At 44.0% G+C, this 24,774-nt stretch carries 18 protein-coding genes; 14 read left to right on the forward strand and 4 right to left on the reverse strand.

The features are described 5' to 3' along the window. Window positions 1-4 precede the first annotated feature (4 nt). The 7 genes from iolC (at window position 5) to GJU41_RS01525 (ending at window position 8,497) form a co-directional block, all read left to right on the forward strand. Window positions 5-1,012, forward strand: coding sequence for a 5-dehydro-2-deoxygluconokinase (iolC, locus tag GJU41_RS01495; RefSeq protein WP_070879280.1), 1,008 nt, complete (start codon window positions 5-7; stop codon window positions 1,010-1,012). Window positions 1,013-1,028: 16 nt separating this feature from the next. Beyond that, the gene (locus tag GJU41_RS01500; RefSeq protein ID WP_070879279.1) at window positions 1,029-2,492 is read left to right on the forward strand and encodes a CoA-acylating methylmalonate-semialdehyde dehydrogenase; all 1,464 of its coding nucleotides are present in this window, start codon (window positions 1,029-1,031) and stop codon (window positions 2,490-2,492) included. Between the two features lie 127 nt (window positions 2,493-2,619). Next, entirely contained in the window at window positions 2,620-4,539 is a 1,920-nt protein-coding gene (gene iolD / locus GJU41_RS01505; protein WP_070879278.1) for a 3D-(3,5/4)-trihydroxycyclohexane-1,2-dione acylhydrolase (decyclizing), read from the forward strand. A 14-nt stretch (window positions 4,540-4,553) separates the two neighbouring features. Continuing rightward, complete coding sequence (gene iolE, locus GJU41_RS01510; protein ID WP_070879277.1) at window positions 4,554-5,450, forward strand: myo-inosose-2 dehydratase; 897 nt, start codon at window positions 4,554-4,556, stop codon at window positions 5,448-5,450. A 203-nt stretch (window positions 5,451-5,653) separates the two neighbouring features. Beyond that, on the forward strand, window positions 5,654-6,442 hold the full coding sequence (locus GJU41_RS01515; protein WP_070879276.1) for a 5-deoxy-glucuronate isomerase: 789 nt from the start codon (window positions 5,654-5,656) through the stop codon (window positions 6,440-6,442). A gap of 144 nt (window positions 6,443-6,586) precedes the next feature. Beyond that, window positions 6,587-7,801, forward strand: a complete 1,215-nt coding sequence (locus tag GJU41_RS01520) for an MFS transporter (RefSeq protein ID WP_224771376.1) — start codon at window positions 6,587-6,589, stop codon at window positions 7,799-7,801. A 123-nt stretch (window positions 7,802-7,924) separates the two neighbouring features. Next, complete coding sequence (locus GJU41_RS01525) at window positions 7,925-8,497, forward strand: competence protein ComK (protein ID WP_139149174.1); 573 nt, start codon at window positions 7,925-7,927, stop codon at window positions 8,495-8,497. Here GJU41_RS01525 and GJU41_RS01530 read toward each other — a convergent pair whose 3' ends face one another. Beyond that, window positions 8,498-8,860, reverse strand: a complete 363-nt coding sequence (locus GJU41_RS01530; RefSeq protein WP_154317871.1) for a YhjD family protein — start codon at window positions 8,858-8,860, stop codon at window positions 8,498-8,500. Window positions 8,861-9,042: 182 nt separating this feature from the next. Between GJU41_RS01530 and GJU41_RS01535 the strand changes: the two genes are divergently transcribed. Both GJU41_RS01535 and lepB read left to right on the forward strand, forming a co-directional pair. Next, on the forward strand, window positions 9,043-9,660 hold the full coding sequence (locus tag GJU41_RS01535) for a TVP38/TMEM64 family protein (protein ID WP_070879273.1): 618 nt from the start codon (window positions 9,043-9,045) through the stop codon (window positions 9,658-9,660). An 18-nt stretch (window positions 9,661-9,678) separates the two neighbouring features. Then, entirely contained in the window at window positions 9,679-10,182 is a 504-nt protein-coding gene (lepB, locus tag GJU41_RS01540) for a signal peptidase I (protein ID WP_154317872.1), read from the forward strand. Window positions 10,183-10,184: 2 nt separating this feature from the next. Here the strand turns inward: lepB and GJU41_RS01545 are convergent, their stop codons facing one another. After that, on the reverse strand, window positions 10,185-11,297 hold the full coding sequence (locus GJU41_RS01545) for an MFS transporter (protein WP_154317873.1): 1,113 nt from the start codon (window positions 11,295-11,297) through the stop codon (window positions 10,185-10,187). Between the two features lie 388 nt (window positions 11,298-11,685). Here GJU41_RS01545 and addB point away from each other — a divergent pair, with 388 nt between their 5' ends. From addB to GJU41_RS01570, 5 genes are all read left to right on the forward strand, one after another. Beyond that, the gene (gene addB / locus GJU41_RS01550) at window positions 11,686-15,198 is read left to right on the forward strand and encodes a helicase-exonuclease AddAB subunit AddB (protein WP_170292691.1); all 3,513 of its coding nucleotides are present in this window, start codon (window positions 11,686-11,688) and stop codon (window positions 15,196-15,198) included. Further along, window positions 15,179-18,886 carry a helicase-exonuclease AddAB subunit AddA gene (gene addA / locus GJU41_RS01555; RefSeq protein ID WP_154317875.1) on the forward strand — a complete coding sequence of 1,236 codons (3,708 nt, stop codon included), beginning with the start codon at window positions 15,179-15,181 and terminating at the stop codon, window positions 18,884-18,886. Before addB ends, addA begins: the two co-directional genes overlap by 20 nt. A 333-nt stretch (window positions 18,887-19,219) precedes the next feature. Further along, on the forward strand, window positions 19,220-20,401 hold the full coding sequence (locus GJU41_RS01560; protein WP_154317876.1) for an exonuclease SbcCD subunit D: 1,182 nt from the start codon (window positions 19,220-19,222) through the stop codon (window positions 20,399-20,401). Next, window positions 20,398-23,757 carry an SbcC/MukB-like Walker B domain-containing protein gene (locus tag GJU41_RS01565; protein ID WP_154317877.1) on the forward strand — a complete coding sequence of 1,120 codons (3,360 nt, stop codon included), beginning with the start codon at window positions 20,398-20,400 and terminating at the stop codon, window positions 23,755-23,757. The genes GJU41_RS01560 and GJU41_RS01565 overlap by 4 nt, the downstream gene beginning before the upstream one ends. 22 nt (window positions 23,758-23,779) lie before the next feature. Continuing rightward, a complete protein-coding gene (locus tag GJU41_RS01570; RefSeq protein WP_070879266.1) occupies window positions 23,780-24,082 on the forward strand; it encodes a hypothetical protein in 303 nt (100 codons plus the stop codon). 41 nt (window positions 24,083-24,123) lie between these two features. Here GJU41_RS01570 and GJU41_RS01575 read toward each other — a convergent pair whose 3' ends face one another. Both GJU41_RS01575 and GJU41_RS01580 read right to left on the reverse strand, forming a co-directional pair. Beyond that, window positions 24,124-24,342, reverse strand: coding sequence for a spore germination protein (locus tag GJU41_RS01575; RefSeq protein ID WP_070879265.1), 219 nt, complete (start codon window positions 24,340-24,342; stop codon window positions 24,124-24,126). 44 nt (window positions 24,343-24,386) lie between these two features. Continuing rightward, on the reverse strand, window positions 24,387-24,773 hold the full coding sequence (locus GJU41_RS01580; protein ID WP_070879264.1) for a spore germination protein GerPE: 387 nt from the start codon (window positions 24,771-24,773) through the stop codon (window positions 24,387-24,389). Window position 24,774: the final 1 nt, after the last annotated feature.

A 24,774-nucleotide genomic window follows, 5' to 3' on the forward strand; every position in this document is an offset into this window, starting at 1 on the left:
TCATATGAACCCGCTCAAATTTGTAAAGGATAGACCCCTTGATATTATTGCTGTCGGCAGGCTTTGTATTGACTTAAACTCCAATGAAACAAATCGCCCAATGGAAGAAACGAACACATTTACCAAATATGTCGGCGGTTCCCCGGCCAATATTGCAATTGGTTCTGCTAGATTAGGTCAAAAAACGGGATTTATCGGCAAAGTTGCTGATGACCAAATGGGCCGTTTTATCACAAATTATTTAAAGAAAAACAACATCGATACAAAGGGCGTAACAGTTGATCAATCAGGTGCGGTCACAGGTCTTGCTTTTACTGAAATAAAAAGTCCGGCTGAATGCAGTATTTTGCTGTACCGTGACAACGTCGCTGACTTGAAGCTGCATCCTTCTGAGGTAGAAGAGGATTATATTAAACAATCAAAAGCTCTTTTAATTTCAGGAACAGCTCTAGCGAAAAGCCCATCTCGGGAAGCGGTCTTTTTGGCGCTTGAATATGCGATTAAACATAAAGTAACAGTTTTCTTTGACCTTGATTACCGCCCGTATACATGGACTGACGAATCTGAAACGGCTGTATATTACAACTTGGCTGCAGAAAAATGCGACGTTATTATCGGGACTCGCGAAGAGTTCAATATGATGGAAAAATTGTTGAATATCGATGAATCAGATGACCATTATACAGCGTCCCGCTGGTTCTCATACCGTGCAGATCTTGTTGTCATTAAACATGGCGGTGCAGGATCCATTGCCTATACAAAAGACAATGAATCACATAGAAGCGGAATCTTCAAGACGAATGTTCTGAAAACGTTCGGTGCAGGCGACTCTTATGCATCTGCTTTCATTTACGGCCTAATGAATGGAAAAGACGTGTCGGAAGCGATGAAGATGGGCAGTGCCTCGGCATCCATTGTTATTTCCCGCCACAGCTGTTCAGATGCCATGCCGACAAAGGAAGAGCTGATCAATCAAATGGAAACAGCAGTTTACGAACCAGTTCAAGTATAGAAAGGGAGAATATAAAATGACACAAACAACAGTAAAAACGTTAAAAAACTATATTGGCGGTGAATGGGTAGAGTCAGCTTCTGAAAAAACAGAAATTGTCTATAACCCGGCAACAGGTGAAGAGCTTGCTATAGTACCTCTTTCTACAAAAGAAGATGTGGACCGTGCTGTGCAAGCAGCGAATGAAACGTTTAAAACATGGTCCCAGACATCCGTTCCAAAACGCGCGCGTATTCTTTTTAAATATCAGCAGCTCCTTGTAGAAAAGTGGGATGAGCTTGCAAAGCTTATAACAATTGAAAACGGAAAAAGCTTTCAAGAAGCACACGGAGAGGTGCTTCGCGGCATTGAGTGTGTTGAATTTGCTGCAGGCGCACCTACGTTAATGATGGGTAAACAGCTTCCTGATATTGCGACAAACATCGAATCTGGTATGTATCGCTACCCAATCGGTGTAGTCGGCGGAATCACACCATTCAACTTTCCAATGATGGTTCCTTGCTGGATGTTCCCGCTTGCAATTGCTTGCGGCAATACATTCGTTTTGAAGCCGTCTGAACGAACTCCGCTTCTTGCGGTACGTCTTGCAGAATTATTTGAAGAAGCAGGCCTTCCTAAAGGTGTATTAAATATCGTGAATGGTGCACATGACGTAGTTAACGGCATTTTAGAGCACAAGCATGTAAAAGCTATTTCGTTTGTCGGTTCACAGCCTGTTGCAGAATACGTCTATAAAACAGGCACTGCAAACTTAAAACGTGTTCAAGCATTGGCAGGAGCTAAAAACCATTCAATTGTATTAAAAGATGCAAACATTGATGCAGCAGTAACACAAATTACAAGTGCCGCTTTTGGATCAGCAGGTGAACGCTGTATGGCAGCGGCTGTTGTAGCAGTCGAAGAGCAAATCGCTGATGAGCTGATTGAAAAGCTTAATAAAGCTGCTGATGAGATTACAATCGGAAATGGACTGGATGAAGGCGTATTCTTAGGACCGGTTATCCGTGAATCTCATAAAGAACGTACACTTGGCTATATCGAATCTGGTGTCAAGCAAGGAGCAACGCTTGTCCGTGATGGTCGAGGCGACGAAGCGGCAAACGGTAAAGGTTACTTTGTTGGACCTACAATTTTCGATCATGTTACACAAGAGATGAAAATTTGGCAGGATGAAGTATTTGCGCCAGTTCTTTCGATCGTGCGCGTAAAAGATTTAACAGAAGCGATTGAAGTAGCAAATGCTTCACCATTTGCAAATGGGGCATGCATCTATACAGACAGTGCATATGCTATCCGCCAGTTCCGTGAAACAATTGATGCAGGCATGTTAGGTGTTAATGTTGGTGTTCCAGCACCAATGGCATTTTTTCCATTCTCAGGAAATAAAGATTCATTCTACGGCGATCTTCATGCAAATGGTACTGATGGTGTTGAATTTTACACAAGAAAGAAAATGGTTACAGCTCGTTTCGTGAAGTAAGGATTAAAAAGGGAAGTGGCGGGACGGAGTGCTGCTTCCCTTTTTCATTTTGCACTAGGAAGACTTCAGGAAATATTCTTTTTCAGACAAATCATGTGTGTTTCTTAATGAGAGAGGAGAGTTATCAGTGGGTACGATACAAATGACAACTGCACAGGCACTTGTGAAATTTTTAAATGAGCAGTATATAGAATTTGATGGAAAACAGGAACGTTTTATTAAAGGGATTTTTACTATTTTCGGTCACGGGAATGTGCTTGGACTTGGCCAGGCACTAGAAGAAAATCCAGGAGAATTGGAAGTCTATCAGGGACGAAATGAGCAGGGAATGGCTAATGCTGCGATGGCGTTTGCTAAACAGAAACATCGGAAACAGATCATGGCATGCACCTCATCTGTTGGACCTGGAGCAGCAAACATGGTCACTTCTGCCGCTGCTGCTACAGCGAATAACATTCCTGTTCTATTATTACCCGGTGATGTGTTCGCAACACGCCAGCCGGATCCAGTGCTTCAGCAGATCGAACAAACCCACGATCTATCCATTTCAACAAATGATGCATTCCGGACTGTAAGTAAATATTGGGATCGCGTCAGCCGGCCAGAACAGCTTATGTCTGCGATGCTGAATGCGATGCGTGTATTGACGAATGCAGCAGATACAGGCGCTGTCACGATTGCACTTCCACAGGATGTACAGGGTGAAGCATGGGATTTCCCTCAAAGCTTTTTCGAAAAACGGATTCACCGGATTGACCGCAGGCTTCCATCAGCTGAAAGTGTACAGGATGCAGTGAAACTTATTCAGGTAAAGAAAAAACCTTTGTTGATTTTTGGCGGAGGCGTCCGTTATTCTGAAGCAGCTGACTCTTTAGTGAAATTTGCAGAAACGTTTAATATCCCATTTGGTGAAACCCAGGCTGGCAAAAGCGGTGTGGAAAGTAATCATCCGCTCAATTTGGGCGGACTCGGCGTAACGGGCAACTCGGCTGCTAACACACTGGCAAAAGAAGCAGACCTGATAATTGGGGTCGGTACACGTTTTACTGATTTTACAACAGCGTCTAAGCAGTTGTTTGGAAAGGCTGACGTGCTTACGATAAACGTTTCGGAATTCCACGCAGCAAAACTTGATGCAGTAAAAGTAGTCGCCGATGCAAAAGCCGGACTTGAAGCCATTTCAGCTAAACTAGGAGACTATCGTTCTGCTTATGAAAATGAAATTGAAGATGTGAAGCAAGGCTGGCAAAGTGAATTAAACCGATTATACGACGTTGCTTATGGCGATCGCTTCACACCCGAAATAGCTGGTCACCTCGATGAAAAGCTGCCTGAATATAAAGAAGCGCTTGGCACTGAATTGACACAGACAAGCGTGCTTGGAGCAATAAATGAAATGGTGGCTGATAATGCGATTGTGGTTGGGGCAGCCGGCAGTCTGCCAGGCGACATGCAGCGTATGTGGGTTTCGAGAACACGCAACACCTATCACATGGAATATGGCTACTCATGCATGGGCTACGAAATAGCTGGAGCTCTAGGAGTTAAGCTTGCCGAGCCGGACCGGGAAGTATACGCGATGACCGGCGATGGCAGCTATTTGATGCTTCATAGTGAGCTCGTCACATCCCTGCAGGAAGGGAAGAAAATTAATGTTGTCCTGTTTGATAATTCAGGTTTTGGCTGCATTAACAATTTGCAGATGGAAAACGGAATGGGCAGCTTTGGTACAGAATTTCGAAAAAGAAACCCTGAAACGGGAAAAATGGATGGTCCGGTCATGGCTATTGATTATGCAAAAGTCGCAGAAGGCTATGGTGTTAAAACATACTCCGTCAGAACGATGGATGAACTTCACGCAGCCGTCATTGACTCGAAAAAGCAAACTGTAAGTACACTGATAGACATTAAAGTGCTTCCAAAAACGATGACACACGGCTACGATTCATGGTGGCATGTTGGCTTAGCTCAAGTTTCTGAAAAAGAAAGCATCAAGAGTGCATTTGAAAAGAAGGAAACCAATCTGGAAAAAGCGCGTGCGTACTGACGGAGGGGACAGCAATGTTTAAAACCAATCAAGTGAAATTAGCTATTGCACCAATCGGCTGGACAAATGATGATATGCCTGAGCTTGGCGGGGAAGTGACATTCGAGCAATGTATTAGTGAAATGGCGCTATCCGGATTTACAGGAAGTGAAGTGGGAAATAAATATCCGCGTGACACAAAGGTACTAAAAAAGGCATTGTCTTTACGCGGATTAGAAATTGCCAGCGCATGGTTCAGTTCCTTTTTAACATCAAAACCATTTGAAGAAACAGCGGGTGCGTTTAAAGAACACCGTGATTTTTTGTTTGAGATGGGTGCAAAAGTGATTGTGGTATCTGAACAAGGCAACAGCATCCAAGGACAAATGGAGACATCGCTGTTTGATCATAAGCCAGTCTTCACAGAAAACGAATGGACGCTGCTATTGGAAGGTTTGCATCATCTTGGAGATCTCGCAGCGGAAAAAGGAATGAAAATTGTCTACCATCATCACATGGGTACTGGTATTCAGACGACAGAAGAAATTGCCCGGTTAATGACTGGAACGGATCCTGAAAAGGTTTCGCTCCTATACGATACAGGGCACCTTGTTTTCTCAGGGGAAGACCATCTTGCCGTGTTAAGCACCTATATGGATCGCATTCATCATGTTCACTTAAAAGATGTACGAGCCGATATTGTTAAAAAAGTGCGTGAAGAAAAGCTGAGCTTTTTACAGGCTGTCAAAGCTGGCGTATTTACAGTGCCGGGAGATGGTTTAATCGACTTCAAGCCAGTGTTTGAAGCGTTGAGTGCAGCTGAATATAAAGGCTGGTTTGTCGTTGAGGCTGAGCAGGACCCAGCAGTTGCCAATCCTTTTGAATATGCAGTGAAAGCACGCCAGTATATTCGTGAAATGAGCGGGATTTAAAGTTTTGCAAATTGCGGAAGTACGTTTGAAGCATTCCACACTTCATTTAACCATGTGATTGAAATAGTGAACGGGGAAGCACCTTTCCGTAATTACTTTCCTTATCATGAACGCATGATAGAGGCGGCTGCTGAGAATGTGAAGCGTCATATGCGCATGTTTCAAAGTGCAGGGCGTGCCCTAAATTGAAGGAGGAACTGTCCATGTATGAAAAATTAGGTGAATTAACAGAAGGATATACGGAAATGACAAAAGGCGACGGCAAACACAGCGATATGATGCAGGATATCGGTATTTATGCCATGCAGGCTGGTAAATCGGAAACGCTAAGCGACAGTATTCAAGAAACAGCGATACTGCTTCTTGAAGGTGCCGTTCAAATAGAATGGAGCGGGAAAACACAGGAAATGAAGCGTGATAGCGTTTTTGAAGAAGATCCTTGGTGTCTTCATGTTCCTAAAGGTGTAGATGTGACCATTACGGCGCTTTCAGCAAGCGAAGTGCTAGTCCAAAAAACAGACAATGACCGTATATTTGAAGCGAAATTATATACGCCGAAGGATTGCAAGAGCGCGATCGCCGGAGAAGGCGTCTGGAACGGAACGGCAGAACGTGTCATCCGGACTATTTTTGATTATAATAGTGCTCCTTATTCGAATCTTGTTATAGGAGAAGTCATTTCCTATCCAGGCAGGTGGTCTAGCTATCCGCCTCACCATCATGCTCAGCCAGAAGTGTACTATTACCGTTTTGATAAACCTCAAGGCTTTGGATGTGCAATGGTCGGACCGGAAGCATACCGCGTTGAGCACAACAGTTTTATTACGATTCCAGGTGATCTTGATCACCCTCAAGCGACTGCTCCGGGATATGCCATGTATTTCTGCTGGATGATTCGCCATCTGGAAAACAGTCCATGGACAGAACGAATCATGGAAGAGGAACATAAATGGCTGCTTGAGCCCGATGCAAAAATCTGGCCGGAAAAATAAATACTCCTCGCCTGCATGCATTCAAAAAGCGTGCAGGTTTTTCTGACTTTTGACATTAAACAGACATATCAGCTTTACCGCATGGAAGTTCCAAGGGATGGAATAGGGGAAGAAGGACGGTGTTTTAGGGTGATCAATGATAAAATGCGGCAGCCTCAGAATTTCCATATCGTTTTTCTCAGTATTGTTTTTTGCTTTTGGTTTTCGATGTATATTTATATCCCAACATTCAGTATTTATTTGGACGTATTAGATATGGGATATTATGCCTCAGGAATAATCATGGGCAGCTATGGGATCATGCAAATAATCATCAGATTCCCATTAGGCATCGCGGCGGATAAATATAAAATCAGCAGCAAGGTATTGGTGGCCTTCGGGTTTGCCGTTTCATTCATTAGCGCAATCCTGCTGGCCTTGACGAACGACTTTATGCCAATCTTTTTCGGACGGTTTCTTGCGGGTGTTACAGCTGCCATGTGGGTAGTCCTGACCATTTGGTATAGTTCTTCTTTTGATGAAAGCCGGTCACTAAAAGCAATGGGCATATTACAATCAATGACTGTAGCCTCTCAATTGATCAGCATGGCAATCAGCAGCTGGATTGCTGATGTTCTGGGCTTTACAAGCTTATTCTGGATCGGTGGGATTTTTGCTTTAATCGGACTCATCCTTGTCCTATCCCTGTCTAGTGCTGACACGGTGGAGGCAGAAGACAAAACAGGGGAAGTTAAACAGGGTGAATCAATTGTCAAGCATGTGGTGAAAAATCGGAAATTGTGGTCACTAAGTCTTTTATCCCTCTTGTCCCACGCTGTTCTCTTTACAACTATTTTTGGTTTTTCATCTGTCTATTTTAATGAGCTGAATGATCATGCTGCAGCCATCCTTCTGCTTGTCATCGCTTTTATGGTACCGCACGTCCTTGCTCCTGTTGTGCTTGCTTTGAAAAAAGGATCCTTTACTAACCCCTTTTTCATAATGTTCATTTGCTTTGTAATAGGAGCTTTATCCCTATTACTGATGGGAGGCACAAACAATTGGGCTGTTTACTGTTTTTTGCACACTATATTAGGTTTGTCCCTTGGCTTTATCTTTCCTGTTCTCTTGGACCAAGTCAGCAAAACAAACCATAAAGCGGGATCCAAAACGGCAATGGGATTCTATCAGTCCATCTATTCAATCGGAATTGTTGCAGGGCCGATAGCAGCAGGCTATATTGCCAGACAAACGGACCTTAGGACCGTCTTTATCATGTCGTCCATTTTGCTTTTTATTGGAGGTATTATATCTGTTGCAGAAAGCGCAGCTTACCAGAAATCAAGAAAATATAAAAGGGAGCATCAAGTTTCAACATAAACTTGTAACTCTCCATATTTATTTCCTCGCATTGTTAAAATATTGTAAAATTGTAGAAAAAGAGAAATGAATATGCTAGATTAAAACTAGTTCTATACTCCTATATAACTAGAGGTGAAAATTTTGGAAAACGAGCTAGCAGAGTATTTAGATCATTACGTAGCAAATCGATTTACGATGGCAATCTTGCCTGAGGCGCACAGAGGAAGTTTGTTTTCTAGAGTCATTGAGGCAGAGCAAGAGGTTTTTGTGAAGCTCAGTCCTCAGGATATTATTAACCGCAGCTGTTCTTATTTCGGGTCCAGCTACGAAGGACGCAAAGCAGCCACCAGGGATTTAATGGGAATTACACATAAACCTCCGATTGTCATTGATCCGGGAAATCATATGTATTTCTTTCCAACGTCTTCTTCATCAAGAAGGCAATGCGCATGGATTTCGCATGCACACATTCTTCAATATACAGCAGCTGATTTTGATAATACAGACATTTTCTTTGCAAATGAGAGCAGTGTGACAATTTCAGTCTCTTCAACCTCTTTTGAGAACCAATTATTCCGGACGGCTCAGCTGCGTACGATCATTACAGCACGAATTGAGGAAGAGCACCGTAAGATGAACTTGGTACTGTTTACAAAGGAAAAGCAGACAAATCTCATTTACGAACAAATCATTCGCGAGCTGAACAAGCACTAATTACTTTTTTATGACTTTAAATAAATAATCCTCCATCAGTTCGCATACTTTATTGCGTATTCGGGGATTAAAATAATTGTGCTGCTCCTCGTAGCCTTTAAAGATGAATGAATACATCGTAAATGCTTCATCTCTTTGCACCTGGCTGACCTTTATGCTGTTTTTTTTCAGTTCATGGCGTACGACTGTCAGATCCTTTTGTGCAAGTTTGAGTGATTCTTCGATGATGTTCAGGTAGGGCTGTTTAAGCTTGAATGGACTTTGCTCAATGATGGATAAGTCCCGGTTGAATATGGAAATAGTCATCGGAAGGTAAATGGACATTTCAATTGCATCTCGAAGGTCTGAGGGAATTCTCGTCATCAAAAAAACCTCGCTTCAAAATTATAAAAAGAACGTATGTTCGATTTTATTTTACTTTATCAGCCTATGAAATGCAAGTCTGTTTTATGCATGCTCCGCACAGTAAACTACCCTCTATGTTTAAAGTCTTTACACAAACGTGTAAAATAATAGCATAGATAAAGATGTAAGGAGCTTACCGCATGGAACTCGAGGCGTTTCTGGATTATTTTACTATTGAAAGAATGATGGAATTTTTTAAAGATTACCGTTCGTTTGGCCCGCTGCTGGGCATAGGGCTGCCTTTGCTTGAAGCGTTTCTGCCATTTTTGCCGTTAGTCGTTTTTCTTGTAGCGAATGCCAATTCATTTGGCCTGTGGTTCGGTTTTATTTATTCATGGATCGGAAGCTGTCTTGGTGCCCTAATTCTTTTTATGATCGTTCGAAAGTACGGACAGGAGAGGTTCTTCAGGGTTTTCAGCCGGAATGCAACTGTGCAGAGAATGATGGGGTGGCTTGAGAGGCACGGGTTTGGTCCTTTGTTTTTGCTGCTTTGCTTTCCATTTACGCCATCTGCAGCCGTTAATATCGTAGCGGGGCTGTCCAAGGTGAGTATCTGGCAATTCAGTTTGGCTGTGCTGTCCGGAAAGTTTGTGATGATCTTTTTAGTCAGTTTCATCGGATATGATTTGCGTGCCTTGATTACGCAGCCTTCAAGAACGGTCATTGCCGTGGCTGTAATTTTTTTATTGTGGTTCATCGGCAAGCAGCTCGAAAAGCGGCTCAATGTCAAAATGCTTGAAAAGAAAAGAGATCATTAAATTTACGGGGGAGTTAAGATGAGAAAAAGATACTGGTTTTTTTCAACTGTCATCACATTCTTGCTCATTATTACCATAAAAAATCTCGTTTTCGTTGATTACAAGGTTGAGGGTGTTTCCATGCAGCCCACTCTGACAGCCGGACATCTGCTGTCCATAAATAAGGTCAATCACCGCCTGTTTGATTTCAAACGCTTTGACATCGTTGTGTTTAAAGCACCGGGCGGAGAAGATGCTTACATCAAAAGAGTGATCGGTTTGCCGGGGGATGAACTCGAATATAAAAATGATAAACTGTTTGTAAATGGCAAGGCAATGAAAGAGCCTTATTTGAAAACGCTGAAAAAAGGGACTCCTTTCGGAAGAGTAACAGGCAGCTTTACCTTAAAAGAAATTACCGGTAGAAATACAATTCCAGAGGGCTATCTGTTTGTTTTAGGGGATAATCGTCTCGTAAGCCATGACAGCCGGCAATTTGGCTTGATCAGCCAGGATGAAGTGATCGGAAAAGTGAAAGAATGAAACTATTTTCTGATTGTAAAAAGAACAGCTATGCTGTAAAACACTGAGAACAAAAACAGAATTCCATGAAAGGAAAAGATGCCCGCTATTAAAGGGCCTATGCTTGCTCCGGCTAAAAGCAGGAATGAATAAAGGGACACTGCAGTTGCCCTGTCACGGCCTCCGTATTCGCCGATAAGCGAAATGACTGCGGGTATGCAAATGGAGAGCGATGCTGTGTATAACACAGAAAATCCTGCTGACATGTAAAGGTTCGTGCTTAAAAATGATAGAAGAAATGAAAGGATTATTCCGATCATGGCATATCTGACGGCAGTCAGCTTACCATACCTGATAATCCACTTCACACTCATCAGTGAGAAAAATACCCCCGTTAATCCCACAGCTTTGGCCCAGAATAAAGCTTCACTTGAAACCGTTCTCCCGTATTCTCTGTGAAAACCTTCATAGTAAGCAACAAAAGACATTAGCATCGCAAAGGCAAGAAGATAACACAACAGCAATTTTTTGTTTTTAAGAATAGAGCTTAAAGAAGAGAAGAAATTTTTCCGGGCAGTTCCCCTCTTTTTTTCCTCAATTAAAAAGACCATCCCAGCCATTACAAAAGCATACATGCATGCAAAAAAATAAAACACCGCAGCCCAATTGAAAGCGGCTTCAATCGCTGAGCTGATCAGCTGACCTATGATGCCCGACATCAAAAACCCCATATTGATGAGGGAAATCAGCCGTGTCCTTATTTTCTCATCAAAAGCTTCAAAGCAATAGGCATAAGCGACAGGCGCGAAGCAGCCCAAAAAGAATCCTTGTAAGGAGCGCAGCGGGAGAAAGGTTGAAGGTGCCGCAAAGGCTAAGAGAACCGTGGCAATGATGGAGCAGCCAAATCCGGCAATGAGAATTTTTTTCTTCCCGGCCATCTCTGTTAGCGGCCCAAATACAAGGAGCCCGGCTGCATAGAAGAAGGTGAAAAAAGTGCTTCCGAGTACAGCTTCATCAAATGAAATTCCAATGCCTTCTGCTGTTTCGAGATAAATCGGAATAAGAATATAGATGCTGCTTGCGACCATGATAGCTGTGATTAAAAAAAAGAATGAGAGCAGATTAATCTTATTCATTTTCCTGCCTCCTTTTCATCCATATCAAAATTCAGATAGCATCCAGTATCTATGTCCAGCGCAAGTACTCGGATTCTTTCTCAGAATGGCTCTGCCAAAACCTTGGCGCTTTCACTTTTCTTATAGCCTATGCATCAGCCAATCAGGCCGTTCTCCCATGATTCTGCAAAACTTGGAAAGGGTGCGGGAATGGTATTCCCCTGTTTTTTCAAGTAAAATAGATGTAGAGATTACAAATGAAATAATAGATAGCTTAAAGAATGAAAAAGGCATATTGGTATGCCTTTTTATTCATTGACGATAAGAAATTAATTTAGAATTTTATAGATAGTAAGCTGCATGTGAGTATCAATGTGCTTGCGCTTTTTTATAGAAAGGGGTCCTGAATGTGGGAGTAAAGTTTGTTTTAGGGAGATCTGGAAGCGGGAAAACACACCGGCTGTTAAATGAAATCCGCATGGATCTTTTTGAACAGCCGGAAGGAGACCCAATCGTTTATTTGGTGCCTGATCAAATGACGTTTGGCATTGAATATGAGCTGATTAAAACGCCTGATTTAGGCGGGATGATGAGGGCGCAAACATTCAGCTTCAGCCGTCTGGCATGGAGAATTCTGCAGGAAACAGGAGGAATCAGCCGCTATCATATATCCGGAACAGGGATTCAAATGATGCTTCGGAAGCTTGTTGAACAGCATAAGCAGGAGTTTAAAATTTTTGCAAAAGCAAGCAGCAAAAGCGGATTTATCGAGCATATTGAAACAATGATTACAGAACTGAAACGCTATTGTCTCACGCCCCGGGATATGGAAGATAAGCTTGAGAAAATGTCAGTAAATGCTACCCGTCAGGAAAAGGCGCTGGCTGATAAGCTTCATGATGTTGTCCTGCTCTATAAACAGCTCGAGATTGAACTCGGCGGAACGTACGTTGATTCAGAGGATTATCTTAAGCTCTTGGCAGAGAAAATTGCAGAATCATCATATATTCAAAATGCGGATATTTATATAGATGGATTTCACAGTTTTACACCAAAGGAGTATGAAGTCATCGCAGCATTCATGAATCATGCGAAAAGCGTAACCATTGCACTTACAGCGGACAAGCCGTTTCATGAGCACCTTCCGCATGAGCTGCATCTATTCAGAATGACTGGAATGACTTATCATAAGCTCTCAATGCTTGCAGAAGAATCGAGGATGGAAGTGGATGAGGTTCTCGTATTAAATGAAATGCCGAGATTCATAGAACGTCCGTCACTTGCCCATTTAGAGAGATATCTTGAATCAAGGCCTGTAAAGCCGTACGAAGGAGAAACAAACGCCGTTATTGCAGAGGCCTCGTCCCGCCGCTCAGAGATAGAAGGGATCGCCAGAAAAATCCGCGGTTTTGTCATGGATGATGATTACCGCTACAAGGATCTTGCCGTTTTAATTCGAAATATTGGAGATTATCAGGACTTGATTGAACAAGTGTTCAGAGATTATGAGATTCCTTTTTTCATCGATCAAAAGCGTTCGATGCTGAATCACCCTGTGATTGAACTGATCAGGTCCGCCCTTGAAGTCTTAAATGGCAACTGGCGTTATGAAGCTGTGTTCCGCTGCATCAAAACAGAACTTCTTCTGCCTTTTGGCGCCGACAAACAGGAAATGCGGGAGAAAATGGATCAGTTTGAGAACTACGTGCTATCATACGGGATTCAGGGAAGCAAATGGACGAAGGAAGAACGCTTTGTCTATCGCAGATACTATTCACTGGACGATGAGTATGTCAGAACAGATGAAGAAAATGAAATGGAAGAAATGATCAATCAGCTCAGAGATCTCGTTGTCCGGCCGCTGAACGGACTTGCTGAGAGAATGAAAAGGGCTAAAAGCAGCATCGGCATGGCCGAGGCTCTGTACCTGTTTCTTGAAGAGCTGGATATTCCGCTTAAGCTTGAGCAGCTGAGAGTGGATGCCGAGGAAGCGGGAAGACTGATCGAGGCTAGAGAACATGCTCAAGTATGGAGTGCTGTAACAGGAATGCTGGATGAGTTTGCTGAAATGATGAATGAACATGCCATTTCCCGCAAGCTATTTTCCGAAATGATCGAAACGGGTCTTGAAGCGATGAAGTTTGCGCTTGTTCCGCCTGCAATTGATCAGGTTGTCATCGCAAGCTTGGAACGATCAAGGCTGCTTAACGTCAAGATTTCATTTGTGGTTGGCGCTAATGATGGTGTTCTTCCTGCAAGGCCGATGGAAAAAGGGGTGCTGACAGAGGAAGACCGGATGTCTCTGCACCATCAGGGGATTGAACTTGCACCAACTGCGAGAGAGCAGCTTTTAGATGAGAGTTTTATCATTTATTTAGCACTTGCAGGCGCATCTCATGAGCTGTATATCTCCTATCCGCTTGCAGACGAGGAAGGGAAAGCTTTGCTTCCGTCCATGATCATTAAGCGGCTGAAGGACTTATTTCCAGCCATTCGAACGGAAATTTTTATAAATGAGCCTGAGGAGCTGCCTGAAGAGGAACAGCTGTCCTATATTGTGAATGAAGATGTTACCATTTCCTATCTTACTTCTCAGCTGCAGGCCTGGAAGCGGAGCTATCCAATCAGTTCCATTTGGTGGGATACGTACACGTATTTTACCCAGCAGGATCAGAAGGAGACGTTATCAAAAGTTGTCGGGAGCCTTTTTTACCGAAACGAAGCAGAAACGCTGCAGTCAGACATCAGCAGAGAGCTTTACGGCGAGCACATTCAAGGCAGTGTTTCGCGGATGGAAATGTTTAAGGCCTGTGCGTTTTCCCATTATGCAACACACGGATTAAAGCTTAAAGAACGGCAATATTTCCGTCTTGAGGCTCCGGATATCGGCCAGATGTTTCACTCTGCTTTAAAGCTGATTGCAGACAGAATGCAGCAATTAAAGCTCGATTGGAAGGATTTATCAAAGGACCAGTGTGCACGCCTTTCGCATGATGCAGTTGAAACACTTGCGCCAAGACTTCAGAGGGAAATTCTATTAAGTTCAAACCGTCATCACTATTTAAAAAGAAAGCTTGTCAGCATTATCGCGAGAGCTTCGTCTATTTTAAGCGAGCATGCGAAGGCAAGCGGATTTGCACCGGCCGGACTTGAGCTCGGTTTTGGCAAAGGCGGTCCGCTGCCCCCTATCCGTTTTCAGCTGGATAATGGCTGCACGATGGAATTGATCGGCCGGATTGACCGCGTGGATAAGGCGGAAAGTTCAAAAGGAGTTCTCCTCCGAATCGTGGATTTTAAATCAAGTGATAAAGCTCTTAATTTGTCAGAGGTATATTACGGACTTGCCCTGCAGATGCTGACGTATTTAGACGTTATTATTACTCATTCCAAAAGCTGGCTTGGAGTGGAGGCGACTCCTGCAGGCGTGCTTTACTTCCATGTGCACGATCCGATGATTCAGACAGCATCACAGCTCCCGCTTGATAAAATTGAAGAGGAAATTTTCAAGAAGTTTAAAATGAAGGGGTTATTGCTTGGAGATGAGGAAGCTGTGCGTTTAATGGATCAGACATTAGACAGCGGCCTTTCGAAAATTGTATCTGCCGGCCTTAAAAAGGATGGCGGCTTCAGATCTGACTCTGCAATTGCAAGCGAAGGGGAATTTGATTTGCTCCGCGGTCATGTCCGTTCTATTTTTCAAAGCATAGGAACGGATATTACAAACGGGGTAGTCGATATCGCTCCTTACAAAATGAAGGAAAAAGTACCATGCACGTTTTGCTCCTTTAAGTCCGTCTGTCAATTTGATCAATCATTAGAAGAAAATCAATACCGCATGCTGAAGGATGACAAAAATGATGTCATTCTCACAAGATTGCGGAACGAAGCAGGGGGGGAAGAGAATGATACAGAAACCAAGTGACAGCCAGTGGACAGATGATCAATGGAAAGCGATCGTCTCAGGCGGGCAGGATATTCTTGTGGCAGCCGCCGCTGGATCAGGAAAAACCGCGGTGCTCGTTGAGAGAATCATCCGCAAAATCATTTCAAAAGAAAATCCGGTCGATGTGGACCGCTTATTAGTCGCAACTTTCACCAATGCATCAGCAGCAGAAATGAGAAACCGGATCGGCGAAGCGCTTGAAAAAGCATTGAAGGAAAACCCCTCTTCCCTTCATTTGAGAAGGCAGCTGTCCCTTTTGAACCGGGCAGCGATTTCCACGCTTCATTCCTTCTGCTTGAATGTGGTGAGAAAGTATTATTACTTAATCGATTTGGACCCTGGTTTCCGGATTGCAGATCAAACAGAGGGGCAGCTTCTGATTGATGAGGTACTGGATGAAATTTTTGAAGAACAATACAGCCTGGCAGATAATGATGCTTTTTTTGATCTGGTAGACCGCTATACAACAGATAGAAGTGATGCTGACTTGCAGACGCTGATCCGTGCGCTCTATCAATTTTCCCGTTCGCATCCGAACCCGTCCAAGTGGCTTGATGAGCTTGCCGGCATGTATGGCGAGGAAGAACGGCTTGAAAACTTGCCGTTTTTCCCATACCTTGCTGCAGATATTTCCATGCAGCTTACAAGCAGTCTTGAAAAACTCCAGCGTGCCCTTGCGCTGACTGAAAAACCGGGTGGCCCAGCTCCGCGTGCGGAAAATCTGACAGATGATATCAGGCAGGTTCAGGAATTGATTAAAGCGAAGGATTCATGGCAGGAACTGGCGGGAAAAATGGCACTAATGTCATTTTCGCGGGCTAAAGCATGCAGGGGGTCTGAATACAGCAAGGAATTGCTAGAACAGACTACGGCGCTGCGCAATTCAGCCAAAAAACAAATCGAACAGCTTCAGGAAGAGCTGTTTGCACGATCTTATGAAAGCCATCTGCAGGATTTGCGGGATTTAAAACCTGTCATCGAAACACTTACAGGACTTGTGAAACTGTTTGGAGAACGTTTTGATGAAATGAAAAAGCAAAAAGGAATTGTAGATTTCGCAGACCTTGAGCACTTCTGCCTTCAAATTTTGGGAACAGCCGATGAGCATGGGCAATTGCATGCAAGTGAAGCAGCTGTTGATTATCAAAATCAATTTGAAGAAGTTCTTGTCGATGAGTATCAGGATACAAATCTTGTACAGGAAACCATTATTAAGCTGGTTACAAAAAACGGACGGGGAAACCTGTTTATGGTAGGCGATGTAAAACAATCGATTTACAGATTCCGTCTTGCTGAACCGTTTTTGTTTTTAAGCAAATATAAAACCTTCTCAAAAGATGGGCAGCACAGCGGTCTCCGCATCGATTTATCGAAAAACTTCAGAAGCCGTTCAGAAGTCATCGACGGCACGAACTTTCTCTTCAAGCAGCTGATGGGAGAGAAGGTGGGGGAAGTTGCCTATGATCTTGATGCTGAGCTGAAGCTTGGGGCATCTTATCCGGATTCCGAACAGATGCGGGCTGAACTCCTGCTTGTAAATCGCGGAAAGGATGAGGAAGAGGACGGTTCTTTGGAAGAAGCTTCATTCCATCCTGAAGAACTTCAGACTGTTCAGCTTGAAGCAAGAGTCATGGCTAAGAAAATCCGCGGGATGATTCAGGATAAATTTCAGATTTATGACCGCAAAATCCGCGGGACCCGGAATATCACATACAGAGATGTAGTAATTCTGCTGCGCTCTATGCCATGGGCGCCGCAAATTATTGAGGAGTTTAAACAAGAGGGCATTCCTGTGTATGCAAACCTCTCAGGCGGTTATTTTGAAGCAACGGAAGTCGCCATTATGATGTCGCTTCTCAAAGTGATTGATAACCCGTACCAGGATGTTCCACTAGCATCCGTTCTAAGGTCGCCTGTTGTCGGACTGAATACAAATGAACTGGCCATCATCCGGACATATTCAAAAAAAGGCACGTACTTTGAAGCATTAAAAGTTTTCTTATCAGAAGCATCCCGGGAAGATGCAGCCCTCAGCAGAAGACTGCAATCGTTTTATGATCAGCTGCAAACATGGAGAGAACTTGCTCGCATGGGCTCCGTTTCAGAACTAATCTGGCAGCTGTACCGGGATACGAAATTTTTCAATTATGTCGGCGGAATGCCTGGCGGCAAGCAGCGGCAGGCCAATTTACGGGCGCTCTATGACAGAGCACGTCAGTATGAGGCCACAACCTTCAGAGGACTTTTCCGTTTCCTTCGCTTCATAGAGCGCATGCAGGAACGGGGAGATGACCTTGGTGCTGCAAGAGCTCTCGGCGAGCAGGAAGATGTGGTCCGGCTGATGACCATTCACAGCAGCAAAGGTCTGGAGTTTCCGGTCGTATTCGTTGCCGGGCTTGCACGACAGTTTAATATGATGGATATGAATAAAAAATACTTGCTTGATAAGGAGCTCGGATTCGCTACGAAGCTGATCCAGCCGTCTCTTCGAATCAGCTATCCAACCTTGCCGCTTGCGGCCATGAAGAAAAAGATGAAAATTGAATTGCTGTCAGAAGAGCTCCGCGTTCTGTATGTAGCGTTAACTCGCGCAAAAGAGAAACTTTTCTTGGTTGGAACATTGAAAGACGCCGGAAAAACGCTGTCTGACTGGCAAAATTCAATGACTCAGGAGGATTGGCTGCTTCCGGATTTTGAACGGGCACAGGCTAAATCCTATCTTGACTGGATCGGTCCAGCATTAGTCCGCCACGAGAATGCGGAAAGACTCAGGGAAAATAGCGAAGAAACAAGTCCGTCCATTCTTCATCATCCATCGCGGTGGGAAATTAACGTAATGAATGAAGAGGAACTGTATGACAGTCAAAAAGAGGAGAAAAAGTACGATCAGGAAATGCTCAGTGCTTTGAAGAACCTTGAACCAGTAGCTGAGCAGTCAGATTATCAGGAACAAATAAAAGCCCGGTTATCATGGACGTATGAGCATCAGTTTGCCGCCATATTCCGTTCAAAGCAATCTGTATCGGAAGTGAAAAGGCAGCAGGAATTCAGAGATGAATATAGTGATGAAACCATTCTGCGCACTCAGAAAGACACCTTTATGTATGACCGTCCAAAATTCATGCAGAAAAAATCGCTCACAGCTGCAGAAAAAGGGACAGCTATGCATGCAGTTATGCAGCAGCTTAATCTGAGCCAACCGGTAACGGCCGAAACTACCCGCCGAAAAGTACAAGAGCTTATCACAAAAGAAATTCTGACAAAAGAGCAGGCGGACAGCATTGACATTGACTCCATTGCTCGCTTTTTCCAGACGGATATCGGGAAAAGACTTCAGAAAGCAGACCGCACCGAGAGAGAGGTTCCCTTCAGTTATGCCTTGCCCGCCGATGAACTTTATGAAGAAGCGAAGGGTGAACATGTACTGATTCAAGGTGTCATCGACTGTTTATTTGAAGATAAAGAAGGTGTCGTTTTGCTTGATTATAAAACAGATGCCATTGAAGGAAAGTTTCCGGGAGGATTTCAGCAGGCACGTCCTGTTTTAGCTAAACGCTACAGTGTTCAGCTTGATCTTTACGGAAAAGCGATTGAAAAAATAACGAAGAAACCTCTTTCATCAAAAGTTCTTTATTTCTTTGATGGAGGACATGTACTAGAAGTGTAAGACATGAGAAGAAGTATTTACTTCTTCTTTTTTTAGAACATAAGTAAGAATGAATTGCGCATTGGTGTCTAGCTCCACCTCCTAGCCCCTCGGTCAGAACAAATTCACCCAAAAAGGCGGGAACCGGACTTTATGGGTGAATTCTTATCTGCCTGTCGGGGCTGAACAGTCGGTTCCGCTTTTCGAGGTGTCTAGCTCCATCGCCCAACTCCTCGGCCAGAACGGATCCGAAAGTATTGGCAAAAAGCGCCTTTTCTGGCGGATCCTTATCTGTCTTTCGGAGCTAACCGGGCCGCTTGCGCTTTTCTAATAAGAAAGGTTGGGGAAATCTCTATGCGGATTCTACACACAGCAGACTGGCATTTAGGCCGAACGCTTGAAGGGAGAAGCCGTCTTCTCGAGCAGGCTCAATTTTTAGACGAGCTTTCGCAGATTGTCATTGATGAAAAAGCGGATGCTGTCATAATGGCAGGCGATGCTTTTGATACGGTGAATCCTCCGGCAGCAGCGGAACAGCTCTTTTATGAAAGCATCTCGAGGCTTTCTGATAAAGGCCGCCGTCCTGTTATTGTGATAGCGGGCAACCATGACAACCCTGAACGTCTGCAGGCTGCTTCACCGCTTGCAGACACACAGGGAATTCACCTGATTGGATACCCTTCATCAGGTATTTTAACCGTTGATGTGCCGGCTGCCGATCAATCAATGATGATGGCGGCGCTTGCTTACCCTTCAGAAGCAAGATTAAAAGAAGTGCTCTCAGACAGTCATGATGAAATTCTTTTGCGCAATTCTTATGATGAACGAATTCGGGATTTATTTGCCTATATGGCAGAGCAGTTCAGAGATGACACGGTTAATCTTGCGATGAGCCATATTTATGTAGCCGGGGGAAGCTCCACTGATTCTGAACGTCCAATAGAAGTAGGAGGTGCATATACAGTAGCCGCTTCAAGTCTTCCTGAAAAAGCGCAGTATGTGGCGCTTGGGCATCTTCATCGCCCCCAGACTTTGAAGCGGGCCGGCACAATGGCAAGATACTCGGGTTCGCCTCTTGCCTACAGTTTTTCAGAATCAGGCTACGCAAAATCAGTTTCCATTGTCGATATTGTGCCAGGCGGACAGGCTCAAGTTTCTGAAGTCTTGCTCTCAAGCGGAAAGCCATTAGTAAAATGGAGAGCCCAAGAAGGATTGCAGCAGGTTCATCAGTGGCTGGACGATGGGAAAGACCAAAATGCCTGGATTGATTTAGAGGTCCATTTAAAAGATACCCTTTCCCTTGAAGAGATTCATAGACTGCGAAATTCTCATCCTGGGTTTGTGCATATCCGTCCTGTCTTTGAAAAAAGCATAAATGACCAAAGCCGGGAAAGCAGAGCAAATCTTCCGATAGATGAGCTTTTCGCCAAATTTTATGAGCAGCAGACCGGCGGGGCACAGCCTGATCAGGAAACAATGAAGCTCTTTCTGGATATGATTCACGACGAGCCGGAAGAAGAGGAGGACAAGGAATGAAGCCAATATCCCTTACTATTTCAGGTTTGCATAGTTTCAGAGAAAAGCAGGTTATTGACTTCAGTTCTCTTTGCGAAGGCGGAGTGTTTGGCATATTTGGCCCGACAGGAAGCGGAAAATCCTCTATTCTTGATGCGATGACTCTTGCTTTGTACGGAAAAGTAGAGCGGGCAGCCAATAACACTCAGGGAATCTTAAATCATGCAGAGAATGTCCTTCACGTCTCATTTACGTTTGAACTTGAGAATGCAAACAGTTCCAAGCGGTATTCCGTAGAACGAATGTTTAAGCGCACAGATGAGCAGCGCGTTAAAACTTCGCTTTGCCGCATCATGGAGCATACTGAAGAGACCTTAGTTCTCGCTGACAAAGCAGCAGAAGTAAATGAAAAAGTGTATGCTCTCCTCGGTCTGACAATTGATGATTTCACAAGGGCGGTCGTTCTTCCTCAAGGGAAATTTGCTGAATTCCTATCATTAAAGGGAGCGGAAAGAAGGCAGATGCTTCAGCGTTTGTTCCATTTAGAGCAGTACGGAGATGAGCTCGTTAAAAAGCTCAGAAAAAAACTGCTGCTTGCCAAGGGAAAGCAAAATGAACTGACAGCTGAACAGGCAGGGCTCGGAGATGCTTCAAGTGAAGCAGTTAAGCTTGCTGAACAAGAGCTTGAAGGGGCAAATCTGCTCTTTGAAAAAAGACAAAAAGAATACGATCAAACCGTCAAACAATATGATGAGTACGAAGAAGTGTGGCAGCTTCAGCTTGAAAAAGGCGATTATGAAAACCTGCAGTCGCGTCTTGAGCAGCAAAAAGATGACATGGAAAGGCTTGCGGTACGTCTGGAAGCTGCGGAGAAAGCGGACTACGTCAAGCCTTATGCAGAGGCGCTTCAATCAGCTGATAAAGAAAAAAACAGCAGCAGCCGGCAAATGAAAGAGCTGCAGCAAGTCCTAAAGCAGCATAAGGAGCATTACGCCAAAACCGTCAGCGCCTATGAGCAGATACGTGAAAAGAAAGCTGCAGAAGAACCCGTTTTAGTGACGAAAAAAGAACAGCTATTGCAGCTTAGGGAATTGGAGAAAGTTCTTAAAGAAGAGTTAACTGTTATAAGGGAATTGACGGAAAAGGCTAACGCGTCAGCGGAAGATCTGAGTCAGCGGCAAGAAGCAGCAGAGCGGGCAAATCAATTATTGAAAAAAGCGCTTGAAAAGCAAAAGGCACTAAAAGAGCAAATGGATCAGAACACTGTAACTGTTCAAGAGAGAGAACAAATACGGAAGGCGTCTGAGCAAAGGTTTCACCTTGCTAATCTTGAAGCATCCTTAGCTGAGTGGAAGAAGACAGCGGATAAAAAAGAGATTTTTGTAAAGCGTGCAGAAGATCAGCTGAAGGACACAAGACAGAAGCACGAGGCGGGCGGCGCGAAAATCAAGGATTCCTTCGGCAGTGTTCAGCAATTTTATCATAGAAGCTGCAAGCTGCTTAACACTCATCAGCAACAAACTGAAACCCGCAAGCTGCGTCTATTGGATGAAAAGAACAAAGCCGAGCAACAGCGCGAGCACAAAATGGCGGTTCATCTTGCAAAACACCTTACACAAGATGATCCCTGTCCAGTATGCGGATCGGCTCATCATCCAGAACCAGCCAAAGAGACGGGTGCTTTAGAAACATCAGGCTCACTGATAGAGGAGCTTGAAGAGAAAACAGCTGAAGATGCAGCCCTCAGTGCACATCTTCAGCACTTAAAAGAAAAATGGGAAGAACTATCAAGAGAAATGGTCTCGGCCTATCCCTTTTTATCGGAACTGGTTGTTTCATTGAATGAAGAGGAAAAAGAGGAGATGGATCCCCGTACAGAGTATAAAGCGCTGAATCAGGATTTTCTGCAAACGAAAGAACGATTCCAAAAGCTTCAAGTGAGCGAAAGAGAATGGCAGGAGAAAATCAATCAGCACCTTTATACTCAAAAGAACAGTGAAGAAGATTTAAAAGAAATTTATGAAAAGCATGATCAAACGGAGGCCGAATATCTTGCTGGACTAGAAAAGTGGAATCATGAGTTTGGCGGGATTTCCTTTAAACAGGCAGAAGAAAAGCAGCGTCAGATCAGTGAAAAAGATGCTGTTCTTGAAGAACTGAAAACAAGAGTGCAAATTAGCGTTCAATTTATTGAAGAAAAAGAGAAACAAATCAAGCAGCTGGAGCACGAAGCTCAGCTAATCAAGAACAGTCAGATTGAGCTTGCTGCTGCGATTCAAAATAAACAGCAGGCAGCTGACGAGAAACAGAAAAGGCTGGGTCAAGTGACAGTTGGCAGTGACATTGCCTCTTTGCTCAGGGAAACGGACAGAAAATTAGAAGAGCTTGTTCAAACGGAGAAGAGTTTGTATAACGAGTGGCAGACTGCCCTGCAGGATGTTCAAAAGGCTGAAAGCAGGAGCCATGCAGCAGAGAAGGCTTATGAACAGGCAGAAGCGCGTCTGAAACAAGCCAAAACAAAATGGGAGCAGGTCAAGCAAGAGACCCTGTTTGCAGATCTTGAAGCTGCGGTGACAGCCATCGCAGCACCGGCAGATAAGCAGAAGATGAAAGAAGAAATTGATGCCTATCAGGATAAAAAGAAACAAGTGTTGGCAGACTTAAAACGTGTAGAGGCAAAATTGAATCACAGATCTGTCAGCCTTGAAAAATGGACAGATATTAAGCAGCTTAAGTCTGAAAGCAAGGCGCTGATTGACCTTGCAGCGCAAGAAAAAGGAGCTGCTTCGAAAGCATTGCAGCTTCTTTTGGTGAAGCATAAACGATTTATGGAAATTGAAGAAAAACGTGTGGAACTTGACAGCCTTGCTGCGCGTCTTGAAAAACTTCAATCTGTCTTTAAGGGCAACGGCTTTGTGGAATTTTTGGCAGAAGAACAGCTGCACCTGATCGCAGAGGATGCCTCCGAACGTTTAGGGCAATTGACGAGGCAGCGTTATGCGATTGAAGTAGATTCCGGCGGCGGATTTATTATGAGAGATGATGCAAATGGGGGAGTGAGACGTCCTGTCTCAAGCTTATCTGGTGGAGAAACGTTCTTGACTTCCCTGGCCCTGGCCCTGTCTTTATCCTCGCAAATTCAGCTGAGAGGGGAATATCCGCTTCAGTTCTTCTTCTTGGATGAAGGATTCGGGACCCTTGATGGGGAGCTGCTTGAAACGGTTATTTCGGCCCTTGAAAAGCTGCAGTCTGACAATCTTGCTGTAGGCGTCATCAGCCATGTTCAGGAGCTTCGTGCCAGATTGCCGAGGAAGCTTATTGTCATGCCTGCTGAGCCGACAGGAAATGGAACGAGCGTATTGCTTGAAGTGATGTAGGTATAAAAAAGGATGGATGTAAATGGCGAAAAAAGGGTCGGGAACGTGCGAGCTATGCAGACGGCAGGAAGTAGAAACGACGGAGCACCATTTAACTCCAAAAGAAAAAGGCGGGACCTTTTTGCCGACAGCACAGCTCTGCATACCTTGCCACAAGCAAATTCATGCTTTATATACAAATGATGAGCTTGCGATCCGTCTGAATACGATAACAGAACTGAGGAATGATCCTAAACTTGCAAGCTATGTAAAGTGGATCCGCAAGCAGCCTTCTTCTAGACTTGTCCGGACAAAAAAATCAAACGAGCGGAAGAAAAGAAAATAACCTGACATTAAAATGACGTGCTGTCACACAGGCACGTCATTTTAATTATTCCCAACAATATTTTGATCATTTACATCAGGATCGATTGAATTTGTAGCACTTACAATATTGTTGACAATGATAAAGTCCCCGGTATTTCCTCCGCCGGAACCAGATGCTGACTTTGATGAACTCTTAGGCGAAAGATAAAATGAGTCACCGAAGTTTACAACACCGCCGCCAACGGAGTTAATGCAGATTGGACCTATAATAGCTGGCATGAATGAACATCCTTTGGCTTTCTGTCATATTCACAGTCTATGCATTAAGGCTGTTTACGTTCATTCCGGCTTAGCAATTGTCTGATGTGCTTCACGCGTGATTCAGCTGAGATGGTGTTCGAGGAACCGAAATGAACAACACTGGATGAAGAAATAGATGTTACTTTTACAGCCCCAACTTTAATGGTTGGATTTTCATGAAAAAAAGCTGTCTGAATATTCTCTGTGATCAGAGGCTTTGGCAAAAGCTCTGAGTAAATATTGTATTGTTTTAAGTCACCCTCGCTGCCGAGTTCGATTTCTGCTTCCCTTTGCACTGCGTATACTTTAACTCGGGGAACGATATCTACACTGTCCCCGATTTGGAAAATTGAACTGAGTCCGATTGAGTCAACATACGCCTTGTTAACGATCGATAATCGATTGATCATC

It is taken from the genome of Metabacillus idriensis, assembly GCF_009674765.1.
Taxonomy (GTDB): Bacteria; Bacillota; Bacilli; order Bacillales; family Bacillaceae; genus Bacillus_P; species Bacillus_P idriensis.

Bases quoted from the DNA above. Each gene is read 5' to 3' on its own strand.
- iolC (WP_070879280.1), top strand. From the start codon at position 5: ATGAACCCGCTCAAATTTGTAAAGGATAGACCCCTTGATATTATTGCT.
- GJU41_RS01500 (WP_070879279.1), top strand. From the start codon at position 1,029: ATGACACAAACAACAGTAAAAACGTTAAAAAACTATATTGGCGGTGAA.
- iolE (WP_070879277.1), top strand. From the start codon at position 4,554: ATGTTTAAAACCAATCAAGTGAAATTAGCTATTGCACCAATCGGCTGG.
- GJU41_RS01515 (WP_070879276.1), top strand. From the start codon at position 5,654: ATGTATGAAAAATTAGGTGAATTAACAGAAGGATATACGGAAATGACA.
- GJU41_RS01520 (WP_224771376.1), top strand. From the start codon at position 6,587: ATGCGGCAGCCTCAGAATTTCCATATCGTTTTTCTCAGTATTGTTTTT.
- GJU41_RS01530 (WP_154317871.1), bottom strand. From the start codon at position 8,860: ATGACGAGAATTCCCTCAGACCTTCGAGATGCAATTGAAATGTCCATT.
- GJU41_RS01535 (WP_070879273.1), top strand. From the start codon at position 9,043: ATGGAACTCGAGGCGTTTCTGGATTATTTTACTATTGAAAGAATGATG.
- lepB (WP_154317872.1), top strand. From the start codon at position 9,679: ATGAGAAAAAGATACTGGTTTTTTTCAACTGTCATCACATTCTTGCTC.
- GJU41_RS01545 (WP_154317873.1), bottom strand. From the start codon at position 11,297: ATGAATAAGATTAATCTGCTCTCATTCTTTTTTTTAATCACAGCTATC.
- addA (WP_154317875.1), top strand. From the start codon at position 15,179: ATGATACAGAAACCAAGTGACAGCCAGTGGACAGATGATCAATGGAAA.
- GJU41_RS01560 (WP_154317876.1), top strand. From the start codon at position 19,220: ATGCGGATTCTACACACAGCAGACTGGCATTTAGGCCGAACGCTTGAA.
- GJU41_RS01565 (WP_154317877.1), top strand. From the start codon at position 20,398: ATGAAGCCAATATCCCTTACTATTTCAGGTTTGCATAGTTTCAGAGAA.
- GJU41_RS01570 (WP_070879266.1), top strand. From the start codon at position 23,780: ATGGCGAAAAAAGGGTCGGGAACGTGCGAGCTATGCAGACGGCAGGAA.
- GJU41_RS01575 (WP_070879265.1), bottom strand. From the start codon at position 24,342: ATGCCAGCTATTATAGGTCCAATCTGCATTAACTCCGTTGGCGGCGGT.
- GJU41_RS01580 (WP_070879264.1), bottom strand. From the start codon at position 24,773: ATGATCAATCGATTATCGATCGTTAACAAGGCGTATGTTGACTCAATC.